General features: G+C 39.7%; 23 protein-coding genes. All 23 read left to right on the top strand.

Annotation, left to right across the window (positions count from 1 at the left end; all coding sequences use genetic code 11):
• Positions 1–6 precede the first annotated feature (6 nt).
• Positions 7–375, top strand: a complete 369-nt coding sequence (rplN, locus tag ACXAE4_RS00735) for a 50S ribosomal protein L14 (protein ID WP_013054937.1) — start codon at positions 7–9, stop codon at positions 373–375.
• Positions 376–424: 49 nt separating this feature from the next.
• On the top strand, positions 425–736 hold the full coding sequence (rplX, locus tag ACXAE4_RS00730; protein WP_013054938.1) for a 50S ribosomal protein L24: 312 nt from the start codon (positions 425–427) through the stop codon (positions 734–736).
• 31 nt (positions 737–767) lie between these two features.
• Positions 768–1,307, top strand: coding sequence for a 50S ribosomal protein L5 (gene rplE / locus ACXAE4_RS00725; RefSeq protein ID WP_013054939.1), 540 nt, complete (start codon positions 768–770; stop codon positions 1,305–1,307).
• A gap of 33 nt (positions 1,308–1,340) precedes the next feature.
• On the top strand, positions 1,341–1,526 hold the full coding sequence (locus ACXAE4_RS00720) for a type Z 30S ribosomal protein S14 (RefSeq protein ID WP_013054940.1): 186 nt from the start codon (positions 1,341–1,343) through the stop codon (positions 1,524–1,526).
• Positions 1,527–1,556: 30 nt separating this feature from the next.
• Complete coding sequence (rpsH, locus tag ACXAE4_RS00715; protein ID WP_013054941.1) at positions 1,557–1,955, top strand: 30S ribosomal protein S8; 399 nt, start codon at positions 1,557–1,559, stop codon at positions 1,953–1,955.
• 30 nt (positions 1,956–1,985) lie between these two features.
• Complete coding sequence (gene rplF / locus ACXAE4_RS00710) at positions 1,986–2,525, top strand: 50S ribosomal protein L6 (protein WP_013054942.1); 540 nt, start codon at positions 1,986–1,988, stop codon at positions 2,523–2,525.
• Positions 2,526–2,557: 32 nt separating this feature from the next.
• The gene (gene rplR, locus ACXAE4_RS00705; RefSeq protein ID WP_013054943.1) at positions 2,558–2,920 is read left to right on the top strand and encodes a 50S ribosomal protein L18; all 363 of its coding nucleotides are present in this window, start codon (positions 2,558–2,560) and stop codon (positions 2,918–2,920) included.
• Between the two features lie 20 nt (positions 2,921–2,940).
• Positions 2,941–3,441: a 30S ribosomal protein S5 gene (gene rpsE, locus ACXAE4_RS00700; protein WP_013054944.1), complete on the top strand. Its 501-nt coding sequence runs from the start codon at positions 2,941–2,943 to the stop codon at positions 3,439–3,441.
• 14 nt (positions 3,442–3,455) lie between these two features.
• Positions 3,456–3,638: a 50S ribosomal protein L30 gene (rpmD, locus tag ACXAE4_RS00695; RefSeq protein ID WP_013054945.1), complete on the top strand. Its 183-nt coding sequence runs from the start codon at positions 3,456–3,458 to the stop codon at positions 3,636–3,638.
• 33 nt (positions 3,639–3,671) lie between these two features.
• Positions 3,672–4,112 (top strand): 50S ribosomal protein L15, encoded by a 441-nt coding sequence (gene rplO, locus ACXAE4_RS00690; RefSeq protein ID WP_013054946.1) that lies wholly within the window; start codon positions 3,672–3,674, stop codon positions 4,110–4,112.
• Positions 4,112–5,404, top strand: coding sequence for a preprotein translocase subunit SecY (gene secY / locus ACXAE4_RS00685; RefSeq protein ID WP_013054947.1), 1,293 nt, complete (start codon positions 4,112–4,114; stop codon positions 5,402–5,404). The genes rplO and secY overlap by 1 nt, the downstream gene beginning before the upstream one ends.
• Before the next feature lie 66 nt (positions 5,405–5,470).
• On the top strand, positions 5,471–6,124 hold the full coding sequence (locus ACXAE4_RS00680) for an adenylate kinase (RefSeq protein WP_013054948.1): 654 nt from the start codon (positions 5,471–5,473) through the stop codon (positions 6,122–6,124).
• Complete coding sequence (gene map / locus ACXAE4_RS00675) at positions 6,121–6,867, top strand: type I methionyl aminopeptidase (RefSeq protein ID WP_028412665.1); 747 nt, start codon at positions 6,121–6,123, stop codon at positions 6,865–6,867. Before ACXAE4_RS00680 ends, map begins: the two co-directional genes overlap by 4 nt.
• A gap of 235 nt (positions 6,868–7,102) precedes the next feature.
• Positions 7,103–7,321 (top strand): translation initiation factor IF-1, encoded by a 219-nt coding sequence (gene infA / locus ACXAE4_RS00670; RefSeq protein ID WP_010285101.1) that lies wholly within the window; start codon positions 7,103–7,105, stop codon positions 7,319–7,321.
• 37 nt (positions 7,322–7,358) lie between these two features.
• Positions 7,359–7,472, top strand: a complete 114-nt coding sequence (gene rpmJ / locus ACXAE4_RS00665) for a 50S ribosomal protein L36 (RefSeq protein ID WP_003156543.1) — start codon at positions 7,359–7,361, stop codon at positions 7,470–7,472.
• A 24-nt stretch (positions 7,473–7,496) separates the two neighbouring features.
• The gene (gene rpsM / locus ACXAE4_RS00660) at positions 7,497–7,862 is read left to right on the top strand and encodes a 30S ribosomal protein S13 (protein ID WP_475235231.1); all 366 of its coding nucleotides are present in this window, start codon (positions 7,497–7,499) and stop codon (positions 7,860–7,862) included.
• A gap of 23 nt (positions 7,863–7,885) precedes the next feature.
• Positions 7,886–8,275: a 30S ribosomal protein S11 gene (rpsK, locus tag ACXAE4_RS00655; protein ID WP_028412666.1), complete on the top strand. Its 390-nt coding sequence runs from the start codon at positions 7,886–7,888 to the stop codon at positions 8,273–8,275.
• Between the two features lie 180 nt (positions 8,276–8,455).
• Positions 8,456–9,400, top strand: coding sequence for a DNA-directed RNA polymerase subunit alpha (locus ACXAE4_RS00650; protein ID WP_013054952.1), 945 nt, complete (start codon positions 8,456–8,458; stop codon positions 9,398–9,400).
• Positions 9,401–9,444: 44 nt separating this feature from the next.
• A complete protein-coding gene (gene rplQ, locus ACXAE4_RS00645) occupies positions 9,445–9,807 on the top strand; it encodes a 50S ribosomal protein L17 (RefSeq protein ID WP_013054953.1) in 363 nt (120 codons plus the stop codon).
• A gap of 138 nt (positions 9,808–9,945) precedes the next feature.
• Positions 9,946–10,785 carry an energy-coupling factor ABC transporter ATP-binding protein gene (locus ACXAE4_RS00640; RefSeq protein ID WP_013054954.1) on the top strand — a complete coding sequence of 280 codons (840 nt, stop codon included), beginning with the start codon at positions 9,946–9,948 and terminating at the stop codon, positions 10,783–10,785.
• A complete protein-coding gene (locus ACXAE4_RS00635; protein ID WP_154990936.1) occupies positions 10,761–11,630 on the top strand; it encodes an energy-coupling factor ABC transporter ATP-binding protein in 870 nt (289 codons plus the stop codon). Before ACXAE4_RS00640 ends, ACXAE4_RS00635 begins: the two co-directional genes overlap by 25 nt.
• Positions 11,627–12,424, top strand: a complete 798-nt coding sequence (locus ACXAE4_RS00630; RefSeq protein ID WP_028412724.1) for an energy-coupling factor transporter transmembrane component T family protein — start codon at positions 11,627–11,629, stop codon at positions 12,422–12,424. Before ACXAE4_RS00635 ends, ACXAE4_RS00630 begins: the two co-directional genes overlap by 4 nt.
• Before the next feature lie 18 nt (positions 12,425–12,442).
• Entirely contained in the window at positions 12,443–13,183 is a 741-nt protein-coding gene (gene truA / locus ACXAE4_RS00625; protein ID WP_013054957.1) for a tRNA pseudouridine(38-40) synthase TruA, read from the top strand.
• The last annotated feature ends 17 nt before the right edge of the window (positions 13,184–13,200 follow it).

Genomic DNA, 13,200 nt, shown 5'->3' with positions numbered 1-13,200 from the left:
TCGTACATGATTCAACAAGAATCTCGTTTAAAAGTTGCAGACAACTCTGGTGCACGTGAGGTACTTACTATTAAAGTACTTGGTGGTTCAGGTCGTAAGACAGCAAACATTGGTGATGTTATCGTTTGTACGGTGAAACAAGCAACACCAGGAGGCGTTGTTAAAAAAGGTGACGTTGTTAAAGCTGTTGTTGTACGTACAAAAAGTGGTGTTCGCCGTACTGACGGTTCTTACATCCGTTTCGACGAAAATGCTTGCGTAATCATCCGTGACGACAAAGGACCACGTGGTACTCGTATCTTCGGACCAGTTGCTCGTGAATTACGTGATAACAACTTCATGAAGATCGTATCATTGGCTCCAGAAGTTATCTAATTGATATATAGAACAAATACAAAATGCCTTTTAAGGAGGTGCGAATAGGATGCATGTTAAAAAGGGCGACAAAGTAGTGGTTATCTCTGGTAAAGACAAAGGTAAGCAAGGTGAAGTACTTGCAGCTTTCCCAAAGAAAGACCGTGTACTTGTTGAAGGCGTGAACGTTGTGAAAAAACACTCTAAACCTTCTCAAGTAAATCCACAAGGTGGAATCGTTAGCCAAGAGGCACCTATCCACGTATCAAACGTAATGCCGTTGGATCCTAAATCTGGTGAGCCAACTCGTGTTGGGTACCAAGTTATCGATGGCAAAAAGGTACGTGTAGCAAAAAAATCTGGTGAAACTTTAGATAAATAATTAATGAAATGTGAAGGGAGGTTTAGTTCACATGAACCGTCTTAAAGAGAAATTTACAAAAGAGATTACTCCTGCTCTAGTTAGCAAGTTTAATTATGAATCTGTAATGCAAGTGCCAAAAATCGACAAGATCGTAATCAACATGGGTATCGGTGATGCTGTTTCTAACTCAAAAGCTTTAGATAACGCTGTTGAAGAACTAGCTGAAATCACTGGTCAAAAACCTGTTGTAACTCGTGCGAAAAAATCTATCGCTGGTTTCCGTCTTCGTGAAGGTATGCCAATCGGTGCGAAAGTTACTTTACGCGGCGAGCGTATGTACGAATTCTTCGATAAATTAGTATCAGTATCACTTCCACGTGTGCGCGATTTCCGTGGTGTATCTAAAAAAGCATTTGATGGTCGTGGAAACTACACGTTAGGTGTTAAAGAACAATTGATCTTCCCAGAGATCGATTATGATAAAGTAACTAAAGTTCGTGGTATGGATATCGTTATTGTTACAACAGCAAACACTGATGAAGAAGCTCGTGAGCTTTTAACTCAGTTCGGTATGCCATTCCAGAAGTAATAACTGCCAACGTTAAGCAGAGGAGGCGAAAATGTGGCTAAAAAATCAATGATTGCGAAGCAAAAACGCCAGCAAAAATTCCAAGTACAAGAGTATACACGTTGCGAACGTTGTGGACGTCCACACTCAGTACTACGTAAATTCAAGCTTTGCCGTATTTGTTTCCGTGAGCTTGCTTATAAAGGTCAAATTCCTGGTGTTAAAAAAGCTAGTTGGTAAAACCCAAGTTTGGGAAGGAGGTAAATTAATATGGTAATGACTGATCCTATTGCAGATTTACTAACTCGTATCCGCAATGCGAACATGGTTCGTCATGAGAAAATTGAAGTTCCTGCTTCTAACATTAAGAAGCAAATTGCAGAAATCCTTAAGCGTGAGGGTTTCGTACGTGATGTAGAATACATCGAAGACAACAAACAAGGTATTATCCGTATCTTCTTAAAATACGGTTCAAATAACGAACGTGTAATTACAGGCTTAAAACGTATCAGTAAACCTGGTCTACGTGTTTATGCAAAAACTAATGAAGTACCACGTGTACTTAACGGTTTAGGTATCGCAATCGTTTCTACTTCTCAAGGTGTTTTAACTGACAAAGAAGCTCGTCAAAAGCAAACTGGTGGAGAAGTATTAGCGTACGTTTGGTAATAAGTTTTAAATGTGAATGGAGGTGTAACTATGTCACGTGTTGGTAAAAAGCCTTTAGAACTTCCAGCAGGTGTTACAGTTACGAACGAGAGCAACACTGTAACTGTAAAAGGACCAAAGGGTGAATTAACTCGTACATTCCACCCTGAAATCGAAATTAAAGTTGAAGACAACGTATTAGTTGTTAATCGTCCTAGTGACAATAAAGAGCACCGCGCTCTTCATGGAACTACTCGTAGCCTTTTAGGTAACATGGTTGAAGGTGTTACTAAAGGATTCGAACGTGGTTTAGAATTAGTCGGTGTAGGTTACCGTGCACAAAAATCTGGTAGCAAATTAGTATTGAGCGTTGGATACTCTCACCCAGTTGAGATTACTCCTGAAACAGGAATCGAAATCGAAGTTCCTTCTCAAACTAAGATCGTTATTAAAGGTATTGATAAAGAACGCGTAGGTGCATTAGCTGCAAATATTCGTGACGTTCGTCCACCAGAGCCTTACAAAGGTAAAGGTATTCGTTACGAAGGCGAATATGTACGTCGTAAAGAAGGTAAAACTGCTAAGAAGTAATGCCGGTTAGGTAAAAGAAAGGAGTGCCCGAAATGATCACGAAGCTTGATAAAAACAAAGTTCGTAAAAAAAGACATGCTCGTGTTCGTGCGAAGTTATCTGGAACTGCAACTCGTCCGCGTTTAAACGTGTTCCGTTCTAATCAACATATTTACGCACAAGTTATCGACGATTTAAATTCAGTAACAATCGCAAGTGCTTCAACGTTAGATAAAGACCTGACTTTAGAAAGCACTGGTAACACTGAAGCTGCTATCAAAGTTGGCGAATTAGTCGCTAAACGCGCAGTAGAAAAAGGTGTAAACGAAGTAGTATTCGACCGTGGCGGTTATTTATATCATGGCCGTGTTAAAGCATTAGCTGACGCTGCTCGTGAAGCTGGATTACAATTCTAATTGTAAAAGGAGGGAAAATCATGCGTCGTATTGATCCAAATAAATTAGAGCTTGAAGAACGTGTTGTTACCGTTAACCGCGTAGCTAAAGTTGTGAAAGGTGGACGTCGTTTCCGCTTCGCTGCATTAGTTGTAGTTGGTGACAAAAACGGTCACGTTGGATTCGGTACTGGTAAAGCACAAGAGGTACCAGATGCAATCCGTAAAGCAATTGAAGATGCGAAGAAAAACTTAATTACTGTACCTATGGTTGGTACAACTATTCCACACGAAATCCTTGGACAATTTGGTGCAGGTCAAATTTTCTTAAAACCTGCTTCTGAAGGTACAGGAGTTATCGCTGGTGGCCCAGTTCGTGCGGTACTAGAATTGGGTGGAGTAAGTGATATTCTATCTAAATCTTTAGGTTCAAACACTCCAATCAACATGGTACGTGCAACTCTTAACGGTTTAGCTAACCTAAAACGTGCTGAAGATGTTGCAAAACTACGTGGCAAGACTGTAGAAGAACTGTTAGGATAAGGGAGGGATATGGAATGGCAAACAAACTAGCAATTACCCTTACTCGTAGCGTAATTGGTCGTCCAGAAGATCAACGTGTAACTGTTCGTACACTTGGCCTACGTAAGTTAAATCAAACTGTCGTTCAAGACGATAATCCTGCAATTCGCGGAATGATTAACAAAGTAGCTCACCTTGTTACAGTAAAAGAGCAATAAGTATAAATTGTCACTCTAAGGAGGTGCTCCGGAATGAAACTTCATGAATTGAAACCAGCTGAAGGTTCACGTAAAGTACGTAACCGTGTAGGTCGTGGTACTGGTTCAGGTAACGGAAAGACTTCAGGTAAAGGTCACAAAGGGCAAAACGCTCGCTCTGGCGGTGGCGTAAGACCTGGCTTCGAAGGTGGTCAAACTCCTTTATTCCGTCGTCTTCCAAAACGTGGGTTCACTAATATCAATCGCAAAGAATACGCGATCGTTAATTTAGAAGCTCTTAACCGTTTTGAAGATGGAACTGAAGTAACACCAGAATTATTAATCGAAACTGGTTTAGTAAGCAAAGCAAAAGCTGGCGTTAAAGTACTAGGAAACGGTACATTAAACTCTAAGCTAACTGTTAAAGCTGCTAAATTCTCTTCAACTGCTAAAGAAGCTATCGAAGCTGCTGGCGGTACAGTTGAGGTGATCTAATGTTTCAAACAATCTCCAATTTAATGCGCGTGCGTGAAATAAGACAAAAAATCTTTTTCACTTTGTTAATGTTAATTGTCTTCCGAATTGGTACATTTATTCCTGTACCAAGTGTTAATACGGATGTACTAAAATTGCAAGATGGGTTAAATGTATTCGGAGTTCTGAATACATTTGGCGGCGGCGCGTTAAAAAACTTTTCCATTCTTGCTATGGGCATTATGCCTTATATTACAGCATCCATCATCGTCCAATTATTGCAGATGGATGTTGTACCTAAGTTTACAGAATGGTCAAAGCAGGGAGATGTTGGGCGCCGTAAATTAGCTCAAGTAACTCGTTATGGAACAATTGTGCTTGGATTTATCCAGGCTTTAGGTATGTCTATAGGATTCAACAATATTTCGGGCGGACAATTGATCGCTAATCCAGGAATTTCTACGTATCTTCTAATTGCTACAGTGTTAACGGCAGGTACTGCCTTCTTAATGTGGTTAGGAGAACAGATTACTGCAAAAGGCGTAGGTAATGGTATTTCTATCATTATCTTTGCTGGGATTGCAGCTGGTATTCCGACAACATTAAATCAAATTTATGCACAGCAATTTGAAGACGTTGGGGATCAATTATTCATTCGTATCGTAACGGTAGTTTTAATTGCGATTGCAGTTTTAGCTATTATTGTTGGGGTTATTTACTTCCAACAAGCGCTACGAAAAATTCCTATTCAATATGCAAAGGGTTCAGCTGGTCGTAATCCTGTTGGAGGTCAATCCACTCATTTACCGTTAAAAGTAAATGCTGCTGGGGTTATTCCTGTTATCTTTGCAGTTTCATTTATTATCACACCACCAACAATTGCATCATTTTTCGGTCCAAATGATGTAACGACGTGGATTCAGAATACATTTGACTATACTAAGCCAATTGGTATGATAGTGTATGTAGCGTTAATCATTGCTTTTTGTTACTTCTATACATTTGTTCAAGTTAACCCTGAACAAGTAGCAGAGAACTTGAAAAAGCAAGGTGGCTACATCCCAGGCATTCGTCCTGGTAAAAGCACACAAGCTTATTTAACGAAAGTGTTATATCGTCTGACATTAATCGGTTCGATATTCCTTGCGTTAATTGCTGTGTTGCCGGTTCTGTTCATCAAAATTGCAAACCTACCCTCATCTGCTCAAATCGGCGGTACTAGTTTGTTAATTGTTGTCGGTGTAGCTCTTGAGACAATGAAACAACTTGAGAGTCAATTAGTGAAACGCCATTATAAGGGATTTATTAAGTAAAGCTGTTTAGTGGGAGGCAGGCTGCTTTCCCATTAAACGGATAAGATACTGAGGGGGAAGCAAGAAATGAATTTAGTGTTAATGGGCCTTCCTGGTGCTGGGAAAGGTACTCAAGCAGAAAAAATCGTTGAGCATTACGATATCCCTCATATCTCAACAGGAGATATGTTCCGAGCTGCAATTAAAGAAGGAACGCAACTAGGTTTAAAAGCTAAATCATTTATGGACCAAGGTAACCTTGTTCCTGATGAAGTAACAATTGGAATTGTGCGCGAGCGTTTAAACAAACAAGATTGTGAAAACGGCTTTTTACTTGATGGCTTCCCGAGAACAGTAGCCCAAGCAGAAGCTCTTGAAACAATTACAAAAGAACTAAACAAGCAAATTGATTATGTGATTAATATTGATGTAGATCAAAGCATTTTAATGGAGCGTCTTACTGGACGCCGCATTTGTAAAGATTGCGGAGCTACTTACCACTTAGTATTCAATCCTCCTGCGAAAGAAGGAGTTTGTGACAAATGTGGCGGAGAGCTTTATCAACGTGCAGATGACAATGCTGAGACGGTTTCAACTAGACTTTCAGTTAATGTTAAACAATCTCAACCTCTACTTGATTTTTATCAAGAAAAAGGTTATCTACGCAATATTAATGGTAATCAAGATATTAACATTGTGTTTGAGGATGTTCGTCAATTACTTGCTGGGGTTAAGCAATGATCATTTGCAAGACACCAGAGGAAATTGAGGTCATGCGTGAAGCTGGACGAATCGTGGCTTTAACTCATCAAGAGTTGAAAAAACATATCGTTCCAGGTATTACGACTATAGAATTGGATGCAATTGCTGAAAATTTTATTCGTCAACATGATGCAATTCCGTCTTTTAAAGGGTATAATGGTTTTCGCGGCAGTGTATGTGCTTCTGTGAATGAAGAATTAGTTCATGGTATTCCGGGAGAACGCAAGCTTAATGAAGGGGATATCATCAGTTTAGACATCGGAGCTAAATTCGGTGGCTATCATGGTGACTCAGCTTGGACATATGGAGTAGGAAAGATTTCATTAGAAAATCAAGAGCTGCTTGATGTGACTGAGCAATCTCTCTACAAAGGATTAGCAGAAGCGAAGCCGGGTGAGCGTTTGTCGAATATTTCACATGCTATTCAACAGTACGCAGAATCACGTAACTTTTCGATTGTAAGAGAATATGTTGGCCATGGTGTCGGCAAAGACTTACATGAAGATCCGCAAGTACCTCATTATGGTCCACCGAATAAAGGACCGCGTCTACGTCCAGGCATGGTATTGGCAGTTGAGCCAATGGTGAATGCTGGTATGCGATATGTAAAGACATTACCTGATAACTGGACAGTTGTGACAGTGGATGGTAAAATGTGTGCGCACTTCGAACATACTATTGCAATTACTGAGACGGGATATGAAATTCTGACAGCATTGTAATGTTAAAGGATGTTATCTCTATCCATTCCTCGCTAGATGCACTGGACAGTAAACAGTAATTATCTAAATTCACGATGATCGTTTTTCGTCTGAATTGCTGTTAAAATGGTAAAGATGTATATTAGCGTCAATCATCTTGAATTTAATGATTACGATCTCCGGATGTTCAGAACAGGTTCTTTTTAAGTCGTTTAATGATAGCTTGTTACTGTTTCAAAGAAAGGAGAGCACTTTAATGGCAAAAGACGATGTAATTGAAGTTGAAGGTACAGTTGCTGAGACTTTACCTAACGCTATGTTCAAGGTAGAATTAGAAAATGGTCATACAGTACTTGCTCACGTATCAGGAAAAATTCGCATGCATTTCATTCGAATCTTACCTGGTGATAAAGTAACTGTAGAATTGTCACCATACGATTTAACTCGCGGTAGAATTACGTACCGTTTCAAATAAAACCTATGCACTCCGTACTATCAAGGAGGTATGAAACATGAAAGTCAGACCATCAGTTAAACCAATCTGCGAAAAATGTAAAGTTATCCGTAGAAAAGGTAAAGTAATGGTAATTTGTGAAAACCCTAAGCATAAACAAAAACAAGGTTAATCAATAAGGAGGTGCACTATTCATATGGCACGTATTGCTGGTGTTGATATTCCTCGTGACAAGCGTGTAGTAATTTCATTAACATACATTTTCGGTATTGGTCGTCCAACTGCTGAAAAAGTTCTAGCTGAAGCTGGAGTTTCTGAAGATACTCGCGTTCGTGACTTAACAGAAGAAGAATTAGGTAAAATTCGTGATATTTTAGATAGCTATAAAGTAGAAGGCGATATTCGTCGTGAAGTTTCTTTAAACATCAAACGTTTAATTGAGATTGGTTCATACCGTGGTATCCGCCACCGTCGTAGTTTACCAGTTCGTGGTCAAAACAGTAAAAACAATGCTCGTACACGTAAAGGCCCACGCCGTACTGTAGCGAACAAGAAGAAATAATTAGTAAGGGAGGTCATTAACAGATGGCACGTAAAACTAATACACGTAAACGTCGCGTGAAAAAGAATATTGAAGCTGGTGTAGCTCATATTCGCTCAACGTTTAACAACACTATTGTAACAATTACAGATGTTCACGGTAATGCGATTGCTTGGTCTAGTGCAGGCGCACTTGGCTTCAGAGGTTCTCGTAAATCCACTCCATTTGCTGCGCAAATGGCTGCTGAAGCTGCTGCAAAAGTTTCTATGGATAACGGAATGAAAACTCTTGAAGTTACAGTTAAAGGCCCTGGTGCTGGTCGTGAAGCAGCTATCCGTGCTCTTCAAGCTGCAGGTTTAGAAGTAACAGCTATTAGAGATGTTACTCCTGTACCTCACAACGGATGCCGCCCACCAAAACGTCGTCGTGTATAATTAATATGTATAGATTCTATTTCGTTGTCTATAATGATGATGGTGTAGAATTTATTCATGCAACGAAATGTTTTCCATTTGTTGTGCACATTCGGGAACTGTCTAATAGGGAATTTCGGTTAGGCATTTGAGAAATCAGCCGTCTAGCCGAGGTTTCGACGTTTTGAAGGAGGGTTTATATTGATAGAGATTGAAAAGCCAAAAATCGAAACGGTAGAAATCAGCGATGATAGAAAGTACGGTAAATTCGTCGTCGAACCACTTGAGCGTGGATATGGTACTACTTTGGGTAACTCCTTACGTCGTATCCTATTATCCTCACTCCCTGGTGCAGCTGTAACATCTATTCAAATTGAAGGTGTATTACATGAATTTTCAACAGTTCCTGGAGTTGTTGAAGATGTAACAAACATCATTTTAAACGTTAAAAAGTTAGCGTTAAAGATTTACTCTGATGAAGAGAAAACACTTGAGATCGATGTTAAAGGTCCTGGTACAGTAACGGCTGCTGACATTCAAGCAGACAGTGATATCGAAGTTCTAAATCCGGATCTTCATATTGCAACACTTGAGTCAGATGCTCATTTCCGTATGAGACTTACTGCTCGCACAGGTCGAGGTTATAATCCTGCCGATGCTAACAAGCGTGAAGACCAACCAATTGGTGTACTTCCAATTGACTCAATCTATACGCCTGTTACTCGCGTATCGTATTATGTAGAAAATACTCGTGTTGGTCAAATGACAAATTACGATAAGTTAACGTTGGATGTTTGGACTGACGGTAGCATCGAGCCAGAAAAAGCTGTTGCTTTAGGTGCAAAGATTCTAACGGAACACTTAAATATCTTCGTTAACTTAACAGATGAAGCTCAAAAAGCAGAGATCATGGTAGAAAAAGAAGAAGACCAGAAAGAAAAAGTTCTAGAGATGACGATCGAGGAACTGGATTTATCTGTTCGTTCTTACAACTGCTTAAAACGAGCAGGCATCAATACTGTACAAGAGCTTGCTAATAAAACAGAAGAAGATATGATGAAAGTTCGTAACTTAGGCCGTAAATCTTTAGAAGAAGTTAAAGCTAAACTTGAAGAATTAGGTTTGGGTCTACGTAAGGACGACTGATTATATCTACCTGTTTAACTACTTAACAAAGGAGGGGACCTCACATGTCTTACCGTAAATTAGGTCGTACAAGCGCACAACGCAAGGCGCTTCTTCGTGATTTAACAACTGATTTAATCATCAGTGAACGCATTGAGACAACTGAAGCTCGTGCAAAAGAATTACGTTCAACTGTTGAAAAAATGATTACTTTAGGTAAACGTGGAGATCTACACGCTCGTCGTCAAGCTGCATCTTACATCCGTAATGAAGTAGCTAACGAGGAAGCTGGTCAAAGCGCTTTACAAAAACTATTCAGCGATATCGCTACTCGCTACGAAGATCGCCAAGGCGGTTACACTCGTATCTTAAAAGTTGGACCTCGCCGTGGTGACGGTGCTCCAATGGTTATCATTGAATTAGTTTAATATTTTTAATACAGATAGAAAAGGGCGAGACAGTGTGTAACTAGTCGTTGCCCTTTTTTTATACCTTAAACCGGGTAAATAGCGTAAAAAACCAATGTAGGCAATGCTGCAATAGAAAAAGCTGAGAGGAAGATAGCGTTGAAAGAAATGTCTTTAGAGGTAAAAGATTTATGCTTTCGATACGATCCTGAAGCAGACCTAACATTAGATCACCTTTCTCTCTCTGCTTATAAAGGTGAATGGTTAGCGATAGCTGGACATAATGGATCTGGTAAATCGACGCTGGCACGAATTCTAAACGGCCTTTTGCTACCTGAAAAAGGAACGGTTCGAGTGGGCGATACTCTTTTATCTGAAGAAACAATATGGGATGTGCGCAAGCAGATTGGAATGGTGTTTCAAAACCCAGATAATCAATTTGTTGGCTCAACCGTTCAAGATGATATTGCGTTTGGGCTTGAAAACAACGGGATTCCATTTGAGATTATGGAAAAACGTATACCTGAAGCAATCGAAATGGTCAATATGAGTGCTTTTCTGGATCAAGAGCCTCATCAGCTATCAGGTGGACAAAAACAGCGTGTGGCCATTGCGGGTATAATTGCCGTACAGCCATCTGTCATCATTCTAGATGAAGCAACATCTATGTTAGATCCTATTGGACGAACTGAAGTACTTGAAACTGTTAGAAAATTAAAAGAAGAAAAACAACTGACGGTTATTTCAATTACCCACGATTTAGATGAAGTAGCAATGGCTGACAGAGTCGTTGTGATGAACAAAGGGAAGATTTATGCAACAGGTACTCCACGCGAAGTATTTGCATTAGGTTCCAAGTTAACGGATATTGGACTAGACTTGCCGTTTTCCGTTAAACTAAGCCATCGTTTTGCTTCCGTAGGAATTCCTTTATCAAAAATTCATTTAACAGATGAGGACTTGGTGGACGAACTATGGACATTATATTCAAAGAAGTAGAGCATCGTTATCAAGTTAATACACCATTTGAACGAATTGCTCTACATGACTTAAATTTAAGCATTCAATCAGGTACATTTTTGGCTGTTATTGGCCATACTGGTTCTGGGAAATCAACAATCATACAGCATCTGAATGCTTTATTGAAGCCAACTGCTGGTGAAATTCAAATCGGTGAGCGCACCATTAAAGCCAATCGAAAAGAAAAGAATTTAAAAGCTATTCGTCAGCAAGTAGGCGTGGTGTTTCAATTTCCAGAACATCAGCTTTTTGAAGAAACGGTGGAAAAAGATATAGCTTTTGGACCAATGAATTATGGCGTTTTGGAAGAAGAAGCAAAGCAAAAAGCACGAGAGCTTATCAAGTTAGTGGGGTTGCCAGAAGACATTCTCACCAGATCTCCTTTTGATTTGAGTGGTGGACAAATGCGTCGTGTAGCGATAGCAGGTATTCTAGCGATGAATCCTAATGTGCTAATTTTAGATGAGCCAACTGCTGGATTGGACCCTAGAGGCCGTCAAGAAATTATGAATATGATTTATCGTCTTCATAAAGAAAAAGGCTTGACGACGATTCTCGTGACTCACAGCATGGAAGATGCAGCTATGTACGCTGATGAGCTAATTGTAATGAATAAAGGAACGATTGCGATGAAAGGGTCACCTAGAGAAGTTTTCGTTCAGCATACGCAGCTAAAAGAATATGGATTGGATGTTCCAGAATCGCTTCGCTTTATGCTGAAGCTGCAAGAGAAATTTCAGCTTGAAGCATCGGATACGGTTATTACCTTTTCTGAAGTGGTAGAGAAAGTGCAGCACCTTATGCAGCAAGGTGAACGAATATGATGAACTCAATCATTATTGGTAAGTATGTCCCGGGTCATTCTGTTGTCCATCGAATGGATCCTCGGGCCAAGCTGCTTCTCGTATTTGCGTATGTATTAATTGTGTTTTTAGCAAATAACCCTATCGGCTATGCTTTTTTAGGTGTGTATACCCTTGTGATAGTGGCCATGAGTAAAGTGCCCGTTTCCTTTATTTTAAGAGGGTTAAAGCCCGTTCTATTTATTATTATCATCACGTTTCTTTTGCACATTTTTATGACGAAGGAAGGTCCTCTTTTGTTTGAATGGGGATGGTTTTCTGTCTATAAAGGCGGCCTTATTCAAGGTGTTTTAATTTCCTTGCGCTTCTTGTTCTTAATTTTAATTACGACGATGCTAACGTTAACGACTACGCCCATTGAAGTAACAGATGGAATGGAAAGCTTGTTGAATCCATTTAAAAAGCTCAAGCTTCCTGTTCATGAATTAGCTTTAATGATGTCCATTTCTCTTCGCTTTATTCCTACATTGATGGAAGAGACAGATAAAATTATTAAAGCGCAGACAGCACGAGGAGTGGACTTTAGCAGCGGTCCCGTTACGGATCGGTTGAAAGCTGTCGTTCCTTTGCTTGTTCCTTTATTTATAGGTTCATTTAAGCGTGCTGAAGAGCTAGCTATTGCCATGGAGGCAAGAGGATATAAAGGCGGAGAAGGGCGTACAAAGTATCGTCAATTAAAATGGGGAAGCATAGATACAATTATGCTTTTACTTCTGCTGGCAGTAGCAGTTGTTTTAGTGCTGATTAGAACGTAAAGATTGTTTGGTGAAAAGATGAAACGTTTAAAATGTATAGTTGCATACGACGGCACACACTTTTCAGGTTATCAAGTTCAGCCCAATAAGCGAACAGTTCAACTGGAGATTGAAGCCGTTTTAGAGAAAATGCATAACAAAAAAGTTCCGATTTACGCCTCTGGACGAACGGACACAAATGTTCATGCACAGGGGCAAGTCATTCATTTTGACACAAACCTAAATATTCCATGTGATAAGTGGAAAAAAGCATTGAATTCAATGCTACCAGATGATATTGTAATGAAGAATGTATGTGAAGTTGATGCACATTTTCACGCCCGGTATGACGTTACTTCAAAAGAGTATCGCTATCATATTTTGCGCGGCGAAGATCGAAATCCTTTCACTCGTTCTTATGCATACCATTACCCTTATCCATTAGACTACTCAAAAATGAAAAAAGCCATCACATATTTACTCGGTACACACGACTTTACAAGCTTTTGTTCAGCGAGGACAGAAGTGGAAGATAAGATTCGTACGATTTACAAGATTGATATGTATGAAGAGAATAGTCAGCTTGTGTTTAGATTCGTTGGAAGTGGCTTTCTGTATAATATGGTTCGTATTCTTGTTGGAACGCTTTTAGAAGTAGGACAAGGCCGTATTGAACCAGATGCTATAAAAGATATTCTAGAAAGCAAATCACGTCCTCGTGCAGGGAAAACTGCGCCTTCGCAAGGACTATATTTATGGCGCGTTTTCTATGACAACTAAACCTGGTGTAACATTTT

The organism is Priestia sp. ABM2_011 (assembly GCF_056158845.1).
The sequence above is the reverse complement of the archived record's forward strand: the minus strand, read 5'-3'. Positions and strand labels throughout refer to the sequence as shown.

What these genes read in the sequence shown, in the direction of transcription:
- rplN (WP_013054937.1), top strand. Translation starts at nt 7, where the DNA reads ATGATTCAACAAGAATCTCGTTTAAAAGTTGCAGACAACTCTGGTGCA.
- rplX (WP_013054938.1), top strand. Translation starts at nt 425, where the DNA reads ATGCATGTTAAAAAGGGCGACAAAGTAGTGGTTATCTCTGGTAAAGAC.
- rplE (WP_013054939.1), top strand. Translation starts at nt 768, where the DNA reads ATGAACCGTCTTAAAGAGAAATTTACAAAAGAGATTACTCCTGCTCTA.
- rpsH (WP_013054941.1), top strand. Translation starts at nt 1,557, where the DNA reads ATGGTAATGACTGATCCTATTGCAGATTTACTAACTCGTATCCGCAAT.
- rplF (WP_013054942.1), top strand. Translation starts at nt 1,986, where the DNA reads ATGTCACGTGTTGGTAAAAAGCCTTTAGAACTTCCAGCAGGTGTTACA.
- rplR (WP_013054943.1), top strand. Translation starts at nt 2,558, where the DNA reads ATGATCACGAAGCTTGATAAAAACAAAGTTCGTAAAAAAAGACATGCT.
- rpsE (WP_013054944.1), top strand. Translation starts at nt 2,941, where the DNA reads ATGCGTCGTATTGATCCAAATAAATTAGAGCTTGAAGAACGTGTTGTT.
- rpmD (WP_013054945.1), top strand. Translation starts at nt 3,456, where the DNA reads ATGGCAAACAAACTAGCAATTACCCTTACTCGTAGCGTAATTGGTCGT.
- rplO (WP_013054946.1), top strand. Translation starts at nt 3,672, where the DNA reads ATGAAACTTCATGAATTGAAACCAGCTGAAGGTTCACGTAAAGTACGT.
- secY (WP_013054947.1), top strand. Translation starts at nt 4,112, where the DNA reads ATGTTTCAAACAATCTCCAATTTAATGCGCGTGCGTGAAATAAGACAA.
- ACXAE4_RS00680 (WP_013054948.1), top strand. Translation starts at nt 5,471, where the DNA reads ATGAATTTAGTGTTAATGGGCCTTCCTGGTGCTGGGAAAGGTACTCAA.
- map (WP_028412665.1), top strand. Translation starts at nt 6,121, where the DNA reads ATGATCATTTGCAAGACACCAGAGGAAATTGAGGTCATGCGTGAAGCT.
- infA (WP_010285101.1), top strand. Translation starts at nt 7,103, where the DNA reads ATGGCAAAAGACGATGTAATTGAAGTTGAAGGTACAGTTGCTGAGACT.
- rpmJ (WP_003156543.1), top strand. Translation starts at nt 7,359, where the DNA reads ATGAAAGTCAGACCATCAGTTAAACCAATCTGCGAAAAATGTAAAGTT.
- rpsM (WP_475235231.1), top strand. Translation starts at nt 7,497, where the DNA reads ATGGCACGTATTGCTGGTGTTGATATTCCTCGTGACAAGCGTGTAGTA.
- rpsK (WP_028412666.1), top strand. Translation starts at nt 7,886, where the DNA reads ATGGCACGTAAAACTAATACACGTAAACGTCGCGTGAAAAAGAATATT.
- rplQ (WP_013054953.1), top strand. Translation starts at nt 9,445, where the DNA reads ATGTCTTACCGTAAATTAGGTCGTACAAGCGCACAACGCAAGGCGCTT.
- ACXAE4_RS00635 (WP_154990936.1), top strand. Translation starts at nt 10,761, where the DNA reads ATGGACATTATATTCAAAGAAGTAGAGCATCGTTATCAAGTTAATACA.
- ACXAE4_RS00630 (WP_028412724.1), top strand. Translation starts at nt 11,627, where the DNA reads ATGATGAACTCAATCATTATTGGTAAGTATGTCCCGGGTCATTCTGTT.
- truA (WP_013054957.1), top strand. Translation starts at nt 12,443, where the DNA reads ATGAAACGTTTAAAATGTATAGTTGCATACGACGGCACACACTTTTCA.